This window comes from Martinezella lusitana, from assembly GCF_014207095.1.
Classification (GTDB): Bacteria; Pseudomonadota; Alphaproteobacteria; order Rhizobiales; family Rhizobiaceae; genus Rhizobium; species Rhizobium lusitanum_B.
In genome coordinates this window covers 248,312-266,957 of record NZ_JACHBG010000006.1, presented here as the reverse complement: position 1 = coordinate 266,957, position 18,646 = coordinate 248,312, and the positions used below count along the sequence as shown (strand labels likewise).

Annotated in this window: 18 protein-coding genes; 7 read left to right on the top strand and 11 right to left on the bottom strand. The window is 58.0% G+C overall.

The features are described 5' to 3' along the window. Positions 1 to 172 precede the first annotated feature (172 nt). The 8 genes from GGD46_RS15815 to GGD46_RS15780 form a co-directional block, all read right to left on the bottom strand. Positions 173 to 1,207, bottom strand: coding sequence for a LacI family DNA-binding transcriptional regulator (locus GGD46_RS15815; protein WP_184705251.1), 1,035 nt, complete (start codon positions 1,205 to 1,207; stop codon positions 173 to 175). A gap of 13 nt (positions 1,208 to 1,220) precedes the next feature. Continuing rightward, positions 1,221 to 2,924 carry an amylo-alpha-1,6-glucosidase gene (locus tag GGD46_RS15810; RefSeq protein WP_184705450.1) on the bottom strand — a complete coding sequence of 568 codons (1,704 nt, stop codon included), beginning with the start codon at positions 2,922 to 2,924 and terminating at the stop codon, positions 1,221 to 1,223. 2 nt (positions 2,925 to 2,926) lie between these two features. After that, positions 2,927 to 3,739 (bottom strand): carbohydrate ABC transporter permease, encoded by an 813-nt coding sequence (locus GGD46_RS15805; RefSeq protein WP_184705448.1) that lies wholly within the window; start codon positions 3,737 to 3,739, stop codon positions 2,927 to 2,929. Next, on the bottom strand, positions 3,732 to 4,682 hold the full coding sequence (locus GGD46_RS15800; protein ID WP_313206303.1) for a sugar ABC transporter permease: 951 nt from the start codon (positions 4,680 to 4,682) through the stop codon (positions 3,732 to 3,734). The genes GGD46_RS15805 and GGD46_RS15800 overlap by 8 nt, the downstream gene beginning before the upstream one ends. 20 nt (positions 4,683 to 4,702) lie before the next feature. Continuing rightward, entirely contained in the window at positions 4,703 to 5,935 is a 1,233-nt protein-coding gene (locus tag GGD46_RS15795; protein WP_184705444.1) for an ABC transporter substrate-binding protein, read from the bottom strand. 20 nt (positions 5,936 to 5,955) lie between these two features. Continuing rightward, entirely contained in the window at positions 5,956 to 7,101 is a 1,146-nt protein-coding gene (locus GGD46_RS15790; protein ID WP_184705441.1) for an ABC transporter ATP-binding protein, read from the bottom strand. Between the two features lie 393 nt (positions 7,102 to 7,494). Further along, positions 7,495 to 7,806, bottom strand: coding sequence for a hypothetical protein (locus tag GGD46_RS15785; RefSeq protein ID WP_184705439.1), 312 nt, complete (start codon positions 7,804 to 7,806; stop codon positions 7,495 to 7,497). An 84-nt stretch (positions 7,807 to 7,890) separates the two neighbouring features. Then, entirely contained in the window at positions 7,891 to 8,538 is a 648-nt protein-coding gene (locus GGD46_RS15780) for a TetR/AcrR family transcriptional regulator (RefSeq protein ID WP_184705437.1), read from the bottom strand. Between the two features lie 101 nt (positions 8,539 to 8,639). On the opposite strand from GGD46_RS15780, the gene GGD46_RS15775 reads away from it, so the two are divergent. Continuing rightward, positions 8,640 to 9,818 (top strand): saccharopine dehydrogenase family protein, encoded by a 1,179-nt coding sequence (locus GGD46_RS15775; protein ID WP_184705435.1) that lies wholly within the window; start codon positions 8,640 to 8,642, stop codon positions 9,816 to 9,818. 87 nt (positions 9,819 to 9,905) lie between these two features. After that, positions 9,906 to 10,358: a hypothetical protein gene (locus tag GGD46_RS15770; RefSeq protein ID WP_184705433.1), complete on the top strand. Its 453-nt coding sequence runs from the start codon at positions 9,906 to 9,908 to the stop codon at positions 10,356 to 10,358. A gap of 155 nt (positions 10,359 to 10,513) precedes the next feature. Here GGD46_RS15770 and GGD46_RS15765 read toward each other — a convergent pair whose 3' ends face one another. Continuing rightward, a complete protein-coding gene (locus GGD46_RS15765; RefSeq protein WP_184705431.1) occupies positions 10,514 to 11,359 on the bottom strand; it encodes an arginase family protein in 846 nt (281 codons plus the stop codon). Positions 11,360 to 11,752: 393 nt separating this feature from the next. Between GGD46_RS15765 and ugpB the strand changes: the two genes are divergently transcribed. From ugpB to GGD46_RS15740, 5 genes are all read left to right on the top strand, one after another. Further along, positions 11,753 to 13,057, top strand: a complete 1,305-nt coding sequence (ugpB, locus tag GGD46_RS15760; protein ID WP_184705429.1) for a sn-glycerol-3-phosphate ABC transporter substrate-binding protein UgpB — start codon at positions 11,753 to 11,755, stop codon at positions 13,055 to 13,057. Positions 13,058 to 13,121: 64 nt separating this feature from the next. Next, positions 13,122 to 14,003: a sn-glycerol-3-phosphate ABC transporter permease UgpA gene (ugpA, locus tag GGD46_RS15755; RefSeq protein WP_184705427.1), complete on the top strand. Its 882-nt coding sequence runs from the start codon at positions 13,122 to 13,124 to the stop codon at positions 14,001 to 14,003. A 7-nt stretch (positions 14,004 to 14,010) separates the two neighbouring features. Next, positions 14,011 to 14,859: a sn-glycerol-3-phosphate ABC transporter permease UgpE gene (ugpE, locus tag GGD46_RS15750; RefSeq protein WP_184705425.1), complete on the top strand. Its 849-nt coding sequence runs from the start codon at positions 14,011 to 14,013 to the stop codon at positions 14,857 to 14,859. Next, entirely contained in the window at positions 14,859 to 15,938 is a 1,080-nt protein-coding gene (locus tag GGD46_RS15745) for a sn-glycerol-3-phosphate import ATP-binding protein UgpC (protein WP_184705422.1), read from the top strand. The genes ugpE and GGD46_RS15745 overlap by 1 nt, the downstream gene beginning before the upstream one ends. Positions 15,939 to 16,503: 565 nt before the next feature. Then, on the top strand, positions 16,504 to 16,926 hold the full coding sequence (locus tag GGD46_RS15740) for a PAS domain-containing protein (RefSeq protein ID WP_246806322.1): 423 nt from the start codon (positions 16,504 to 16,506) through the stop codon (positions 16,924 to 16,926). 131 nt (positions 16,927 to 17,057) lie between these two features. On the opposite strand, the gene GGD46_RS15735 is transcribed toward GGD46_RS15740, so the two are convergent. Together GGD46_RS15735 and GGD46_RS15730 are read right to left on the bottom strand one after the other, a co-directional pair. Continuing rightward, positions 17,058 to 17,363 (bottom strand): I78 family peptidase inhibitor, encoded by a 306-nt coding sequence (locus tag GGD46_RS15735; RefSeq protein WP_184705420.1) that lies wholly within the window; start codon positions 17,361 to 17,363, stop codon positions 17,058 to 17,060. Positions 17,364 to 17,519: 156 nt separating this feature from the next. Next, entirely contained in the window at positions 17,520 to 18,539 is a 1,020-nt protein-coding gene (locus GGD46_RS15730) for a substrate-binding domain-containing protein (RefSeq protein ID WP_184705418.1), read from the bottom strand. Positions 18,540 to 18,646 lie beyond the last annotated feature (107 nt).

Below are 18,646 nucleotides of genomic sequence, written 5' to 3'. Positions count from 1 at the left end.
TTACCTAGCAAGGAATATAAACGTTTTCAATTCGAAATATAAACGTTTTTATTTCCACATCGAAAGAACTGTGCACAAACACCTCCGAGGCGAAAACCCCGACTTGAACAGGTTTTGGATGCTGAAGGAAGAGACGGAATTCGAACAGACGGCGCGGAGCATGTCTCTAGGATCAGCGTTTTGGTGTGACGCGATCGTCGGAGCGTTCGATGAGCCTGGGCATGATGAGGGCTTGCAGTGCTTCCGGCGGTTCGCCTTCCATGCGGCGCAGGATGTAGCTGCCCAGAAGCTCGCTCGGCTCGTGGATCGGCAGGAAATAGGTGGTGATCGGCGGCGCGAAATACTGGCTGACGTTGAGATCGTCGGTCGCATTGATCACCGCATCGCGACCATGCACCAGACCACGCTCGTGAAAGCCGGAAAAGGCGCCGAGCGCCGAGGCCTCGTTGGCGCAGATATAGGCCGTCGGCGGATCGGGCAGACGCGACATCGCCAGCACGCTTTCGCGGCCGAAGGCCGGTGTCAGCCGGTCATGCGCCACCAGCACCGGATCGAAGGCAAGACCGGCGACATCGAGCGCCTGCCGATAGGCTGCAAGCCGGGTGATGGCATAGCTCAGATCCGCCAGCGGATTGATGAGTGCGATACGGCGATGGCCACGTTCGACCAGCCGCGCCACCGACCGGCGGATCATCTGCTCGTTGTCGGCATCGACATAGGCATGCGCATCATTGTGGATCGTCGTGCCGTAGGTGACGAAGGGAAAATCCGCCGCCTGCATGATGCGGATGCGCGGATCGTCGGCGCGCGTGCCCGAGACGATGATGCCGTCGGCCTTCTTCAGCGCGACGATCTGCCGGATGGTTGCCAGGCTTTCCTCGAAATTGCGCACCGCATAAAGCGAGACCCGATAGGGACTGTCCTCCAGCGCCCAGGAAATGCCGCTCAAGAGCTGGGCATATTCGACGCCTTCCCACTCCTGCTGTTTCGGCCCGGGTGCCGTCATGATCGCCGCGACCTGATAGGTCTTGCCGGTGCGCAGCTGCACGCCATGCATGTTCAGCTCGTAGCCGACGCGTTCGGCAGCGGCGACGACGATCGCCCGCGTCTCCGGCCGCACCTGTGGCGAACTCTTCAACGCCTTCGATACCGTGGCGATCGAAAGGCCGGTTTCCTGCGCGATGGTCTTGATCGTCGGTCTCTGCATCCGGTCCGGCTCGCTACGACTTCATCTTACTCAGGGAGGCGGCCAGAAGAATATAGACCGCCGACGTCCAGGCAAAGGCCCGGTCGCGCAATCCCATCCCCGACACGGCCGCGAAGTTCTCGGCCATACCGCTTCTCAACGCAACTGAACAGAACTTTTCCGAGATACTACGCGATAGTTCCAGCTCTCCTTGTTTTTGTAGCCCGTCCCAGAGCAGCATCGTGGTTGGCGCCCAAATCGGCCCGCGCCAATAGCCGTCATCTTCATAGAGCGGGCTCATCGGACTTTCGGTCGCCGGCCCCCATTCAGTGATGAAACCGCCGTCGACGAGCCTTGCCACGAGCTTCTGCGCCATATCTCTCGGCAATCGTTCACCCAGAAGCAACGGCATAAACTGAATGAGGTTCTGATCGGGAAGTTCCCTCCCCGGATCATCCGTCAGACGCGCACGGAAAGTTTCGCCGGTCCAGAGATCCCGGAACAACAACGCTTGCAGCCTTTCCGCTTTGGCACGCCATTCCTGCTGTCGCTGTTGATCGTCTTCCAGCAGCGTTGCGAGCACATCGCAGGCAAGGATCAGGAAAACCGGCAAGTCCGGTGTCATCACCGGACCACCTTCTGCGAAGAAGGTGGAGTTATCCCAGCCGCTATCATTGCCATGGAAATAACACGGCAACACGTCATCACTGGAGCGCGCATAGCGTAACCAGTAATCCACCTGACGCCCGATCGCGTTCTTCAGATAGGCCTTGCGCTCCGCCGTCAAGAAGCCCGGCTGCATCGCCTCGATCAACGCGACTGCCCAGCCATGCACGGGCGGCTTGGTAAAGGCAAAGAGCACGTCCCGATCGTTGACGTAATCAGGCAATAGACCCGAGGCGTCCTGATGATCGAAGATGACGGCAAACTGGTCGAAGGCGAGAGCGGGATCGACGCCGACGACGCCGAGCGCCGAAAAGGCATTGTCCCAGCTCCAGAGGTTGATCATATGGTTCTTCGACATATAGATCGCCGGGCGGGTAAGCGCACCGCCGGCAGGGACCGTATTTGCCCAGAGCAGGTAGCTTGCAAGGCGATGCGCCTCCTCCTGACCTAGGATCCCCGCAGGCATGCGCCGATGCCATGCCGCAAAATCCGTCTGGGCACCTGCAGAAGCCTCATCGAACGTGCCGGGTCGTTCTTCCGGCGGCACTGTCCGGAAGAAATCGACACTGCCTTCGAATGCCGCCTCTCCGGAAAAGGTGAAACTGACCTTTTCCGAATGATCGCGCTGCCAGGAACCCGTGACATCGAGCGCGCCGAGATCTGCGCGCGGGATGAATTTCACGTTCTCGACGGCCGCTACGAGACAGGGCTCGCCTTTGGGCGTGCGATAGACATAGTCATAACGAGACCCTTCGAGATGAAAGCGCACGCCGCAGCCAGCCCCGCGAATATGCAGTTGCTCGCCATGGCCTATGACAAACTCGACCTCGGAACCATTACCGCGGGCAACTAACCGCTCCGGAGCCAGTTCGAAAGCCGGTTTCGTCACATTGTCCGATGTGTCCAGGAAATCCATGCGGCACAGCCGCCCGAGAGAGGGCCGCTCGTCGCCGCCGGCGACAAAACGCAGATAAAGCGCCTGTTCGCCGTTGCCGCCGGGAACCGCCATCATCGACAGGGTCAGAAAGCGTCCTCGACGGCTGAAGGGGATATGTGCGATATCGAAGAGCATGATTATCCCTTGACCGACGACCCGACAGCCCCATCCATGATGTAACGCTGAGCCAGAAAGAAGAGCACCAGCGGCGGCAGGCAGAGCACCACGGTAATCGCGGCAATCGAAGTTACGTCCACCTCATGCAAGCCTTTGAACATCGAGAGGCCGAGCGTCAGCGTGTATTTCGACTGATCATTGAGGAAGATCAGCGGCCCGAGATAATCGTTCCAGGCATTCATGAAGTGGAACGTACCCACAAGAACCAGCGCCGGCATCATCAAGGGCAGATGAATGCGCCAATAGATATCGAAGGAATTGGCACCATCCATGCGCGCAGCTTCATCGATTTCAATCGGTACGGTCATGATATATTGGCGCAGCAGGAAGACGAAGAAGGCATCGGCAAAATAAGCCGGCACGATCAGCGGCTTCAGCGTATTGATCCAACCGAGGAGGTTGAACTCCATATAGAGCGGTATCATCTTCACATCCCAGGGGATCATCATGGTTGCCAGCAGCAGGATGAACAGCGAATCCCGACCCGGAAATTTGAAGCGCGCGAAGCCATAGGCGACAAGAGAACTAGAAATAAGCTGGCCGATGGTCGAAAGCACGACGACAACAAGCGAATTCTGGAAATAGGTACCAAAAGGCTGCTTGTTCCAGGCAACGGTAAAGTTTTCCCAATGCCATTCCGAGGGCCAGAAGACCGGTGGAAACTGGTAGAGATCTGCCTCACTCTTGATGGCCGTCATCAAGGTCCAGAAAAACGGTGCGATGAAGAGAGCCGATAGCAGGATCAGCGCGGAATAGAGCAGCGTCTTACGCATGGTTCTCCCCTCCCTTTTCGCGAACCTCGCCCTCGTAGTAGACCCATGCCGCCGACCAGCGCATGACCAGAAGGCTAAGCGCCAGCACGATGAGGAACATCACCCATGATCCGGCCGCTGCGTAACCCATGTCGAAATATTTGAAGGCGTTGTCATAGATATACATGGCAAAGAAATAGGTGGAGCCCAGCGGGCCGCCCTTGGTCAGCAGCAAAGCAATCGTCAGTTGCTGGAAGGCGGCGATGATCGAGGTGATGAAGGTGAACAGCAACATAGGCCCGAGCATCGGCAGGGTAATGAACAGCATCTGCGCCCAGCCGGGAATGCCCGAGACCGTCGCCGCTTCGTAAAGCTCCTTGGGGATCGCCTTCAGACCCGTCAGCAGGATTAGCATTGTGCCGCCGAAGCCCCAAAGGCTGGCGATCAGAATAGCAATGATCGCCAGACCCGGATCGCCAAGCCAGTTCGGTCCGTCGATGCCCACCAAAGACAGCATGAAGTTCAAAAGGCCATATTGCCGGCTATAGATCCAGCTCCAGATCGTCACCAGCGCGACACCGGAGATGACGCTCGGCAGATAGAAAGCGGTTCTGAAGAAGCCGCTCCATACCGTTGCATGATGCAGCAACAGCGCGATCAGGAAGGACATGACGATGTTGAACGGCACATAGATCGCGGCGAACTTTACGGTGATCCACAGACTGTCCCAGAACTGAGGGTCGTCGAAGAGCATAGTGCGATAGTTCTTGAGGCCGACGAAGGTGCGCGCGCCGACCACGGGCCAATCATAGAAGCTCATGGTCAACGAGAACAAGAGCGGACCGAGCGTGAAGAACAGAAATCCCAGAATCCACGGGGAGATGAACAGATAGGCCGGCAGATGGTCCGGCAATGCCGATCGCCTTTTCTTTGCCGCGACTGTTGTGGCGTCTTTATGTGTCACGTTCATCTCCCGCTTCCGCCTTACTTCAGGAACCGCTGTGAGCGCTTCACGGCATCATCGAGATGCTGCTTGGCATTACCCTGGTCGATCATCGTCCCTTCGATCGCACGGGCAAGATTATCCTGCACCTTGCCCCAGTTCGCATTCTTGAGGAACGCATGCGTCTCCTTGTCGGAGGTCGCGAGAATGTCGAAGAACGGCTTGTAGACCACATCCTTCGTCATGCCCTTGGCTTCGGCAACGCTACTGCGCACCGGAAGATCGTTCGTGCGCATCGCAACCGCTTCCGGCGAGGAGAAGAATTTTACGAATTCCCAGGCGAGATCGGGATGGGCGGCATCCTTGGCGATCGAGATCGCCGAAACGCCAAGCGCCGAATGGGCCGGTTTGTCGCCGAACTTCGGCAGAGGCGCCACGCCATAATTGAAACCGGCGGAATCGATGCCAGCCTTGGACCACATGGCGCTTTGGAACATGGCGATCTTGCCGCCCTTGAATAGCGTAAGGCCCGTGGTGTCGTCGCCGACATTCAGAGTGACCGCCTCTTCCTTCTTCGCCATGTCAGCGAACATATCGAGCACCTGGGCTGCGGCATCGCTGTTCATGTAGCCGTCGATCGTCTTGCCGTCGTCTGAAATGTATTTGGTGCCGTTCGACCACAGGAATTGCTCGAAATCATAAGGATCCGGCTTGGCATCGACGGCAAAGCCATAGATCTTCTTGTCCTTGTCGCGAAATTTCGCGGCCTTGGCGCGAAGGTCGTCCCAGGTCCAGCCGTCCTTCGGCTCTTCGACATTGGCAGCCTTGAACATGTCCTTGTTGTAGAACACAACCTGCGTCGTAAAGCCCGCCGGCATGCCATAGGTCTTGCCGGCGACGCGGGTGGTATTCATCAATCCCTTGGGGAAATCGTCCGGCTTGATCTGTGCGGCATCGCGCGCAATCAGATCATCGAGAGGCATCAGCGATGTGTAGTATTGCGGGAAGTTCCACATATACATCACGTCGGGTGGGTTACCGGCGCCGAAGGCCGCCACCAGTTTCTGATCGAAGCCATCGGCATAGGGCTCGACCTGCACCTTTATGCCCGGATGCGTCTCTTCGAATTTTCCGGCGATCTTCTGCTCGATCGCCAGGCTTTCTCCCGAATCCCAGGTGGCGAACCGCAGCACCTGATCCGCCCGCGCTGCCGAGGCACCGGCAAGCGTCAAAGCGATCAGCGAACCCACAAAGATATTTGTGCTCTTCTTCATTCCTCTACTCCCATTTCGGGTCAGGCGACCCGCTTCCCCTTTTCGTGATCGACAAGAGCCTGCGTCTCGGCATCAAGGCGGCGGCGCACCGCATTGCCCTCGGCGTCGAACAGGTAGCAATGCTGCGGCGGCAGCCGCAGATGGACCGTTTCACCATTGGCGACCGGATGCGTACCGCGCACCACCGCGGTCATCGCGCGACCGTCTTCCAGGCTGATATGGACATGGCTTTCCGTGCCTAGTCGCTCGACCAAGCGTACTGTTCCGGCGATATCGCCTTCGCCCGGAGACACGATCTCGATCTTGTCGGGGCGAATGCCGAGCGTCGCCTTGCCGGCTGAGCGCGCCGCGGCTCTATCGGCTTCGAAGACCACTGTCCGCATCAAGCCACCGCCGGACAGGCTGATGCGCTCGCCGTCTCCCTCGGCCGCAGAAACATCGAAGAAGTTCATGCGCGGCGAACCAATGAAGCCGGCAACAAAGAGATTGGCGGGCTGGTAGAACAGCTCCAACGGCGTGCCGAACTGGCTAACCCTGCCCTTGTCGAGAACGACGACACGGTTCGACAAGGTCATCGCCTCGACCTGATCATGCGTCACATAGATCATGGTCGTGCCGAGGCGGGCATGTAGCGCGGCAAGCTCGACGCGCATCGTCACGCGAAGACCGGCATCGAGATTGGACAGCGGCTCATCGAGCAGAAAGAGCTTCGGCTCACGCACGATGGCACGACCGATGGCGACGCGCTGGCGTTGACCGCCCGACAGTTGACGGGGCTTGCGGCCAAGCAGTTCCTTGATGCGCAGGATATCGGCGACATTGTCCACGCGCCGGTCGATTTCGCTGCGCTTCATTCCGTTGAGTGCCAGCCCGAAAGACAGGTTCCGGCGGACGTTCATGTGCGGGTAAAGCGCATAGTTCTGGAACACCATGGCGATATCGCGCCGTGCCGAAGCCTCATGCGTGATATCGCGCTCGCCGAGACGGATGGTGCCGCCATCCAGCTTTTCGAGACCAGCGATCGACCGTAGCAGCGTGCTCTTGCCGCAGCCCGACGGGCCAAGGAAACAGACGAATTCCCCATCGGCTATGTCAAGGTCGATGCCCTTGAGCACCTCCAGCGAACCAAAGCCCTTGCGGAGATTATCAATACGAATGGGTGCCAACGGCTCCTCCCTGTCGGCGATGCGGGCATCGTGTTAAACGTTTATATCAAAATAAAAACGTTTAACTTCTTTGTAAAGAGCATTGCCTTCACTTTCTGCGGGGGCATGTCGGAAGGCACGCAAATGCCTCCGGCGTCACTTTGGAGAAAATCGCGGATGGTTCGCTTGTGCAGAACCCCTCATCACGTCGCGCGACGGATGACAGGCGAGCCTATCAAGATCCGCCTCGAAGGAAACAGCCCAAGCGGCTGGACTGAGGAAATAGGAAGATGAAGCGCACAGGGAAGAAAACTTGGGTGATGGCGGGCGACCGACACCGGCAGCCCGCCGTCCTATCGTCAACTGGTAGCCGCGAAGATCGCGCGGATGTCAAACAACGACCTCGTGGCCGCTTTATTTGCCCAGCCAGTGAAACTCTTCGATCGAGGCTTTGCCCGTCTTCTTGTCGTAGAGGCAGATCATATTGACGTTCTGGACCTTTGATTTGCCCTTGCCGATAGATCCCTTGAGAAGGATGGCGATTTTCCCAACGGAATCGTCGAATACGACGGGCGCACTGGCCTCCGGTGTATTCATGCGCGATTGACCGATGCATGTCCCGTTTGCCTTTGCAAACAATGCCTTCCAAGCGTCATCGCTGGACGCGCTGGCGCTGTAGGCAGTAGCCAACATCAATGTGGTGGCAATCACTATTCTCTTCATCATGACGTCTCATCCCAACCGTTAATCGCCCTTTGCGAGCATTCTCGTTGTGATCAACCCGGCGGGCGAAAACAAGGCAATATCACCTCATTGCCCAGCAGAAACGGGTGTCGCCCAGGGCAGCCGCGCGAGGTGCGCTCGCACCAATCCGCGCTGTCGAGCGGTGACGAATATTCGCGGAGAAATGAGCGCCTGAATGCCGATGCCGTCGATGAGACAAAAGAGCAATGCCGCCTCTTCATCGGCATCGACCGGCCCGGAAAAAGCGCCCGCCTCCGCGAGCGCAGCGAATCGCTTCGACCAATGATCTCGAATTCCTTCATAGAGAAGATGGTGGCGGCGATGTTGTTCAGCTCGGCTAAGCGAAGCAGCGGTAAAATTGATCCAGACCTTCCACATCTGCCTGCTTTCGAGGCTGTCTGGAAGCGCACTCGATATCTCGGCCGCGAACTGATCGAGGGTCAGCGCACCGGCGGCAACCTCACCTGCACCCTCGACAGCGCTGATGATCGACTGAAGGGCGAAATCCAGAATGGCGTCCTTGTCGCGAAAATAGTGGGTCAGGACCCCCGTCGAGCAACCGATCTCCTGTGCGATCCCCCTCATGGACGCGCGATCGAGGCCATCGCGAGCGATGACCGCAAGTGTCGCCCGCGCGACTTCCTCGCGCCTCCCTTCGGAGGCATCCGTCTTTCCGCTGCGGGAACTATCGAGCTTCTGATTCTTCTTCGGCATGGGTTCAGAATAGCCGAATGCCAGGCAGGGACACAACGGAAAAACATTGACAACATAACAACTGTTGTTATTTTCTCTGCGAAACCTTCCAGGAGATCAGCGTGCGCGTGCTTGTATTGGGTGGAGCCGGTGAAATGGGGCGCATCGCCGCCAGCGAAGCCGCTTCCTACAGTTTTGTGGAGAGGGTCACCGTTGCCGATGTGAAGTACGGCGCGGCGCTGGCGATCAGCCAGACAATAGGAGCAAGGGCCGAGGCGGCCTACTGTGACGTCACCGACCTCAGTGCCTTGCGCGAACTGATGACGGCGCACGATGTCGTTCTCAACACGGTGGGGCCGTTTTACAGGTTCGGTTTGCCCATCCTGAAAGCAGCCATCGCCGTGGGCAAGAATTACGCCGACATCTGCGATGATTGGGAACCGACGCTCGAGATGCTCAATCTCAATGCCGAGGCGAGAGCAAGTGGCATCACGGCGATCATCGGTATCGGCGCCAGCCCGGGCATCACAAATCTCTTGGCAATGACCGCAACGTCTTCGCTCGAACAGGTTGACGAGATTCTGACCGGCTGGTCGATCGATGTTGACGAGCAAACTCATCCCGAACCAGAGCGCCACTCGGGATCGTGCGATACGCTGAATGCCGCCAACGTCCATTGGTTGCAGCAGTTGACGGGCAAAATCCGCCAACTGCAAGACGGTAAGCTCCGGGATGTGTCGCCGCTTCAACGCCGGAATATCCGTTATCCCTGGCTCGGCGCGATGAGCGCCTGGACCGTCGGCCACCCGGAGGCGGTAACCTTGCCCCGAATATTCCCGGAACTCGGATCCTGCGCCAATGTAATGATTGGCAAGGATGAGGATTTTAAGGAATTGAAGTCGCTGGCGACGCTCGTTGATACCGGCATTCTATCGATCGAGCGGGCGGCCAGATATCTTGAAGAAGACTCCACGCCCCCAAAACCGACCTTGGTTGCGCCGATGCCGTTCCGGCCGCAGTTGTTCGCCTGGGCAAAGGGCATTCGCGACGGGCGGAAGATCATTACCAGCGCCCATCTTCGCACCCTGCCCTCCGGGACGATGGGTGGGGCGACCAGCATTCCTCTCGCGCTCACCCTTCCCTTTTTCGCATTTGGATTCGATGGCCGCTCGGGAGTATTCACGCCCGAGGAAATTCTGCAACCCGCCGCTTTCTTCGACGAACTCTCACGCCGTTGCGCCGGCGTGTCTGGCCACAATAAATCCCTCGTCGTCCATGCGCAGGAATACCTTGAACCTTGAGCCGATCGATATCACGACATCCAGACTTCAGAAGGCAATGAGATTTTACATCCGGCGGCATTAGGCGACGAGCCAATCGTAATAGAGATGAAACAGATCGACCAGACCGTCGTGATCATGGTAGCGGCTGTTGCTGGCGCAATTCTGCTGTTCTTATTGCCGAAGAGCGCCGTTTGGGCGCTCGCGAATTTGCCTTGGGTTCCGTGGGACGGCCCTCTCAAACTGCTGATCACGGGCGAGCAGATGCTGACCAGATGGGGTGTCGCTGCGATCGGTGCCGTCCTTGGTGTCCTGAGCGGCGTGTTGATCATCCACGACGAGCCTATCATCATTATTTCAAGCTCGGAACTCCTGGTGCACAGGGGCGGCAAGCGCCACCGCTTTGCCCGCGCTCAGGTGAACGCGGTCGGCATCATCAACAGGCATTTGGTCATACGCGACCACTCAAATGTCGAGTTGCTCTATGTGAAAATCGATCAACGCAGCAAGATCGAAGCCGCCTTGCGCGCCAGAGACTGGCCGAAACTATACGGTAAATAGGCGCCTCGCCACCAAGTCGTGGCAACATTCGGATGAAGGAACCACAGCCATAGTGCGAAAGAAACCGTATGCCTTGCTTCGTCGATTGCGGGCCAATGATCGACCGGTTCGGTTGAGTTCGCGGACAATCCAAAGCGACGAGGTCTGATGTCGCTCTATTTGGCCGGCAATAGCGGTGAAACCGCATGAATGAGATGATCCAGCGATGCCGCGTCCTTGACGGGATCGCCCGAAGACTCGAATTCGGCGAGTTCTATTCCCGCAATCTGATGGTTTGGAATAAGCTCGAAAATGGCACGCAGCGTATCGGGGGTAAGACCGCCGCCTATCGCATAGGCTGCCGGCACGTAGCCCGGCTCCAGCACATCCCAGTCGACGTGGATCCAAACCGGGGCATCGCCGATCATGGGCAGGATCTTCTGCGGACTGACGTCTGCCGGCGGAACTACCCGTACACCCGACTGTCGCAGCAACTCTTCCTCCGCGGGATCGATGTCCCGAGCCCCGACGACCATCACGTTCGTCGGCTCAACGCCACTCCCGAGGCCGCTATCCCAGCGTCCGCAAGCCGCGGCAAGCACCATGCCGCCGAGATAGCCGCTTTCCGTCGTCTGCGGCGTATTGAAGTCCCCGCGGGCGTCGATCCACAGGATTACCGCATTCGGATTTCGTTTCGCAACGATCGGAAGAGTGGCCAGGCTCGCTGAGCAGGTATTAGCAACGACCAGCGGTCTGTCGCCGCGATTGAGAATATCGGAAACGGTTCTCTGCAGCGCCTGCAACGTTTCCTTTGCCTTGGGAAGACTGGACGACCAGTCGTCAATCTTCGGCGCCGACGCCGTCCCGACAATGACCGGTGTCAATCCCGTGACATCCCGAATGGCTGCCGCAGTCAATGCTGCACCGGGGATAGCGCCGCCACTGCGATCGGCGATGCGTCCCTGGGAAACAACGAGTTCGAAGGCCACAATCTGCTCCTTGCTGACGAAAAAATCCTTCATTCCAAACTTCTCTCCCGATGCATCGTCGCCCGTTGCAAAGGGATCGATATATCCACGCCGATATATCGATGAACATGGATACGGCAAACCCGAGTTGCCTGGAAAATTCAATGCATCGAAAGAAGACCACAGAAATCAGCAGCGGGAGAGCCGAAACCAGCATTTGTTCGGTTTGACGTGGGCGGTTTAGGACAATGGAATAAACATTGAATCAAACTCACAAAATGGAACATAAATTCCGCATTCAAAACTATTCGGTTCATATGTTCCATTTTCTCTTGCGCATTCATTTAAGTTCGTTTTAAATTCACTTGCTTTCGCGACGAAAGCCCGTGCGCTCGATCTGGGGAGGATGAGCGCAAGCGAATATCGTTTTAAAGTCGGAGGAACATCATGGCACGCTTCAATCGGACCCTTGCTGCCACATCTGCGCTTTTGCTTTGTCACGCATCCGGCGCCCTTGCGGCTACGGAGCTTGCATGGTGGCATGCGATGACCGGCGCCAACAACGAGGTCGTCGAACAACTCGCCAAGGAGTTCAATCAGAGTCAGAGCGACTATAAGGTCGTTCCCGTCTTCAAGGGCACTTATGGCGAAACGCTGAACGCCGGCATCGCCGCCTTTCGCGCGAAAAAGGCACCAGCCATTCTGCAGGTGTTCGATGCAGGAAGCGGTGTGATGCTGGGTGCAGAAGGCGCCGTCGTGCCGGTAGCGGACGTGTTGCAGAAGGGCGGCTACAAGTTCGACAAGAGCCAGTACCTGCCGGGCATCGTGTCTTATTATTCCAAGCCGGACGGGACGATGCTGTCCTTCCCCTTCAATTCCTCGTCCCCTGTTCTGTTCTATAATAAGGACATCTTCGCCAAGGCAGGGCTCGACGCCGAAAAGCCGCCGACAACCTGGCCGGAAGTCTTTGCTGCCGCCAAGAAAATCAAGACCAGCGGCGCTGCAAGCTGCGGCTTCACCTCAACCTGGCTGACCTGGATCCAGACGGAGAATTTTGCGGCCTGGAACAATGTTTCCTACGGCACGAAGGAAAACGGCCTTGCCGGCCTTGACGTTCAACTGAAGATCGATGCGCCCATTTTTGTCGATCATTTTCAGGCGATCGCCGACCTGAGCAAGGACGGAACCTTCCGCTACGGTGGCCGCACCTCTGAGGCCAAGCAGTTCTTCACGTCAGGCGAGTGCGCGATCTTGACTGAATCCTCCGGCGGTCTCGGCGATATCGTCAAGTCCGGCATCCACTACGGCGTCGGCCAGTTGCCCTATTATGAAGGCCATGGTCCGCAGAACACCATCCCCGGCGGTGCAAGCCTTTGGGTATTCGCAGGCAAGAGCGATGCGGAATACAAGGGCGTCGCCGAATTCTTCAACTTCCTCTCCAAGACGGACGTCCAGGTGCGCCTGCACGAGGTCTCCGGCTACCTGCCTGTGACGGTGGCCGCTTACGAGGCAACCAAGAAGTCGGGCTTCTATGACAAGAACCCTGGCCGCGAGACGCCGATCAAGCAGATGATGGGCAAGGCTCCGACGGAAAATTCCAAGGGCGTCCGCCTCGTCAACCTGCCGCAGGTCCGCGACATTCTCAACGAGCAATTCGAAGCCATGCTCGCCGGCCAGAAGGATGCGAAAGCTGCGCTGACCGAGGGCGTTCAAAAGGCGAATGCGGCCATCGCTGCCGCCACAGGCAACTGATCCTTCGAACCATCGTCCCGCGCCGCGCTGTGGTGCGGGACCGTCTTTTGCGGAAGGGAGCGCTATGCAGCCTGTCGTCTTTCCCAACAAGGTCTTGCCGTATCTGCTGCTTGCGCCGCAGATCATCCTGACCGTTCTCTTCTTTTTCTGGCCGGCAAGCCAGGCGCTATATCAATCCGTTTTGCGCGAGGATCCGTTCGGCTTGAAGTCCGGCTTCGTCGGTCTTGCCAACTTCCGTACCATTCTTTCCAATCCGGATTACGTGCATTCGCTGAAAGTCACCGTCATCTTCAGCGTCGCGACCGCACTGTTGTCGATGGCCGTAGCTCTCCTGCTTGCCACTGCCGCCGAGCGCGTTGTGCGGGGACGCAACATCTATCGCGCATTGCTGATCTGGCCCTATGCGGTCGCTCCGGCTATTGCCGGTATGCTGTGGCTCTTCATGTTCAATCCCGCGATGGGAACGTTTGCCTACATTCTGCGTCGCAACGGCTTCATGTGGGATCCGCTGCTGAACGGCAATCAGGCGATGATGCTGGTCATCGTCGCTGCCGCCTGGAAGCAGATCAGTTACAACTTCCTGTTCTTTGTTGCCGGCCTGCAGGCGATCCCGAAGTCGCTGATCGAGGCCGCGGCCATTGATGGCGCTCGCGGCGCCAAGCGCTTCTGGACCATCGTGTTTCCGTTACTGGCGCCGACGACTTTCTTTCTTCTCGTCGTCAACACCGTCTACGCCTTCTTCGACACCTTCGGCATCATCCATGCCGTCACGGGCGGCGGGCCGGCCAAGGCCACGGAGACCTTGGTCTATAAGGTTTACAACGACGGCTTCGTCAATCTCGACCTCGGCAGTTCAGCCGCGCAATCCGTGATCCTGATGATCATCGTCATTGCGCTGACTGCTTTCCAATTCCGCTTCGTCGAGAAGCGGGTGCACTACTCGTGAGGCGCCCATGATCGAGAACCGTCCCATCTCAAGCCTGATCAGCCATTTGATGCTCATTATCGGCATCCTGATCGTCGCACTTCCCATCTATTATACATTCATTGCCTCGACCCACAGTTCCCCGGACATCATCCGGCCGCCAATGTCGCTTGCTCCCGGAGGGCACTTCCTCGACAACTACGCCGAGGCGATGGGCGGTGGCGTGGAACGTGTCGTCGGCGTCAGTCTGGAGCGGCTGCTGTTCAACTCGACCGTGGTCGCGCTTGCGATCGCCATCGGCAAGATCGTCATTTCCTTCCTCTCCGCCTTTGCGATCGTCTTCTTCCGCTTCCCCTTGCGGATGGTGTTCTTCTGGATGATCTTCATAACGCTCATGCTGCCGGTCGAAGTGCGCATCCTGCCGACCTACAAGGTCGTCGTCGATCTTGGCTTGATCGACACTTACGCTGGTCTAACGCTGCCGCTCATGGCGTCGGCCACGGCGACTTTCCTCTTCCGGCAATTCTTCCTGACGATCCCCGGCGAACTCGTAGAAGCGGCGCGCATCGACAATGCCGGCCCCTTCCGCTTCATGCGCGATATCCTGCTGCCGCTCTCGGCGACGAATATTGCCGCACTCTTCGTCATCCTCTTCATCTACGGCTGGACCCAGTATCTCTGGCCGCTGCTCGTCACCAATGATGCGAAGATGGACACGATCGTCATCGGCCTTCGACGCATGGTGGACTTCACCGATGCATCGACCCCTTGGAACTATGTCATGGTGACTGCGATCCTCGCGATCATCCCCCCCATTCTCGTCGTGCTGCTGATGCAGCGCTGGTTCGTCAAAGGCCTTGTGGAGACCGAAAAGTAATGGCTGAGATCACCCTCAACAACGTCCGCAAGTCCTATGGCACGGTGGAGGCGATCAAGGGCGTTTCGCTCGACATCAAGGATGGCGAGTTCGTCGTGCTCGTCGGCCCCTCGGGCTGCGGCAAGTCCACGCTGCTGCGCATGATAGCCGGCCTTGAAGGCATTACCGGCGGCGACATTCAGATCGGCTCGCGCAGGGTCAACGATGTGGAGCCGGCCGAGCGTGACATTGCCATGGTCTTCCAGAACTATGCGCTCTATCCGCATATGACGGTGCGGCAAAACCTTTCCTACGGCCTCAAGAACCGCAATACGCCTGCAGCAGAAATCGACCGTCGCATGGCCTCTGCTGCAAAAACGCTGGAGATCGAGCAGTATCTCGACCGCAAGCCGCGCCAGCTTTCCGGCGGCCAGCGGCAACGCGTCGCGATGGGCCGGGCAATCGTGCGTGAGCCAGCCGCCTTCCTGTTCGACGAACCGCTCTCGAACCTCGATGCAAAGCTTCGCGGCCAGATGCGCATCGAGATCAAGCGCCTGCAGCGTGCGCTCGGCACGACGAGCGTCTACGTAACACACGACCAAATGGAGGCGATGACGCTTGCCGACCGGCTCGTCGTCGTCAATGCCGGCCGCATCGAACAGGTGGGTACGCCGATCGAACTCTACGAAAAGCCGGCAACCACCTTCGTAGCAACCTTCATCGGCTCGCCCTCGATGAACTTGCTGCCAAGCATGTCGGCAGCCGCCAGCTGGTCCCTCGCCGCCCATGTCTCGCCGCAGGGCAATTTTACGCTTGGCGTGAGGCCGGAAGATCTGGCGCCGGTTTTCCCGGAAGGCAAGCACTTCGACTTTGAGGCCACAGTGCAGATTGACGGTATCGAACTGGTCGGCGCGGAAAGCTTGTTGCACGGCAAGTTGGCGAATGGGGCAGATCTTGTTTTCCGCGTCTCGGGAAGGGCGCGCAATGAAATAGGCGATATGGTGAAGATCGGTGCTAACGCCGATGCCCTTCACATTTTTGATGCGAACGGCCAGCGACAGCAATCCGGCATAGCTGACAGCGCTAAAACTGGCTCATAATACGCTTCCCGGGTGAGTCGTGAAATCCGTTCCTTACGGCAACCTGGGGATCTTCCCGCTTAGATCCTGCTGCGAGCCGTGACACCGTTGCGGCCGGAGGCGCACCGTATCAACGATGGCGCTGCGAACCAACGTCTCCAGAAAAATCACGGCGGCATCCTATGGGTGTATTTATGCTTTCAAAATACAATCATAATGTTTAGTGTGGAAGTATAACAACGCCCATATCCCAACAGACACAGCTTCGCGAGATGGCAATGCTTCATGATCTTTCAGCTCTCGCTATATTGGCACGATTTGAGGGAGGCATCGAGGTACCGCCCGACTTTGCATTGCAGCAGCCTCCGATAACGACGTTGCACCGCCATCTCATCAATTTGTGGTCAACGGTCCCAAGAACCTCGCCGAACAGACGTGTCATGGACTTGGCGGCGGTCAGCTCCGGCGTTGTGACAGCACTTGAGCAATTACAAGCGATTTTCGAACGCGCGAGCTTCTGACCCGCTTGACCAGACCTATAACGATACTAAGCTATTGATGATTCACGTCAGTGGGGGGACGTTAGTTGAAGCAATCGCAGCCGCTTTTCATGGCGGATATATCGGAAGCAGCCGCGCCAGAGGCTGGAATATATACGTGGGATATAGAAAAGAACCTGGTCTTTGCCGATGCCGCGTTGGCTAGCCTGTTCGGCCTTGACCCTGCGGAAAGCGCTCACGGATTGCCCATAGAGGCGTATCTCGATCGCGTTCATCCTGAGGATCGCCCGCCGCTGGCGAAGGTTATTCATAACACAATTGTCGCTGAAACGCCCCAGCAATCCACATACCGCGTTCGTGACAAGAATGGGGTCTATCACTGGGTGGCAGCTTTCGGCAGAGCCTTTCGAGACAGGGCAGACAACCCGACGCTATATTCGGGCATCGTGGTACCGGCGACCCAGGTCGAGCGCAATGGGCAAAACAAGCAATCGGCTAATGACACCTAGCTCGCGTCATCTGTCGGGCTAATAGCTGCCTTCCATTGGGCGACAAGGCTTATTCCGCCCCGTCCACCATCGAAAGATGCAGGCTACTCTCTCTGGGCGGGACGCGCCGGCAAGCAAGGCCTTTGGATCAGCTATCCGCAATAGGCTCGGATAATCCTACGAGTTTTTGGATTGGTTTCGATGGTCACACGCTCCTGTCGATAATCCATCGTCACGCCTTGTCCCGGGTTGATCTGGCGCACGATCGATGCGCCTGTTAGCCGCCGCGCCGCGCCATCCGTCACACGCTTCTTGCCTATGAGCGCCTTGGCGGCATCCCCGCGGCATATTCCCGGTGCGGCCTTAGGCTTTGCCTGCTGTGCTTCACCTTGGCTGACCATCAACATAACGAGAGCCAGCGCCAGGGCACTAGCGGCAAAAAGTTTCGAACGAACCATCGGAGCAATTCCTTTCTCAAATTGCGATCGCCGGCCGATCCGGGCATTTGAGCGCGAAGCCACCGGTCGAGAGCGTGAAAAACCTATCCTGATGCAGGCATGATGTCATCGCCGGAAATCTCCTATTAGTTGCCGAAGGCGCACTGAGATCGCCGATCAAAGCGTTGGCTCGAATGGTGTAGCGATGGCGACCCTCGACGGCGCAACCTGGAAATCGGGCGGCAACATTCGGTGATAAGCGAGCATGAGCTGGCAGGCGCTTCGGGCATCGTGGCGCAAATCATGGTGGATGACGAAGGTGATCTTGCCGGCAGCGAGCAGTCCGATATTATCCTGATCGAGATCATGGGCGGCAAAGACGCAGCAATCGCGTCGGGCCTCCGCAAAAGCCTTCAATATCGCGCGGTTGCCGCCGCCAGCCGAATAGACGGCCCGAATGCTCGGTTCGCATTCAAGCGCATCGTGGACGAGGCGCTCCGTCGCCCGATCGACACCGAAGCCCTCGGAAATTCCTAGAACCGAAAGATGAGGAAAGCGCTGCGCAAGCACATCTCGAAACCCATGTTCGCGCTCGTCCTCCCCAGCAAAGAGCCTGCTGGACAACGTCACCAGCACCTTGCCTGGCCTTTCGCCCGCCATGCGCCCGAGCAAATACGCAGCCGTCGCTCCCGCGACGCGGTTGTCCATGCCGACATAGCCGATACGCGCATTTTCCGGCAAATCGGTCACCAGGGTGACCACCGGAATCCTCGCCGCCATGAGCTGGGCAGCAGATTCGGCGATGGCAGGCGTAGAGGCCGCTTTCAGAACGACACCGTGGCTGCCGCGACGGCGTATCGCACGCAGGATCGATAGAAGCTCCTGCTCGCTCATGGTTTCGGCAGCGTGAAATCGCGCAAGGAACGAGGCGGGCCGCATGCCGGGCAATTCCGCCTCGAAGGCGTGGCGTACCGCTGTGGAGAAACGCTGCGGCGTGTCCATGACCACGTCAATCACGAGACGCTGTCCAGCGAGGCCGGACTGCATGTATTGCCGTTCCAGTTCCGATATTGCCGCTGCGACGCGCGCCCGGGTGACTGCGCGGACGCCATCGCGTTCGTGCATCACCCGGTCGACAGTTGCGAGGCTAAGGCCGGCCTGCAACGCGATATCTTTCAGCGGAAAACGCGACTTCATCGAGGTTCCTTCTGAGGTGTTTTTGAGGGGTCTTGTACCTTTTTCATAGGGTGCATCGCGGCTACGATCAATGCCTAGGTCCAACGTCATTTCGGGAGGAGATCACC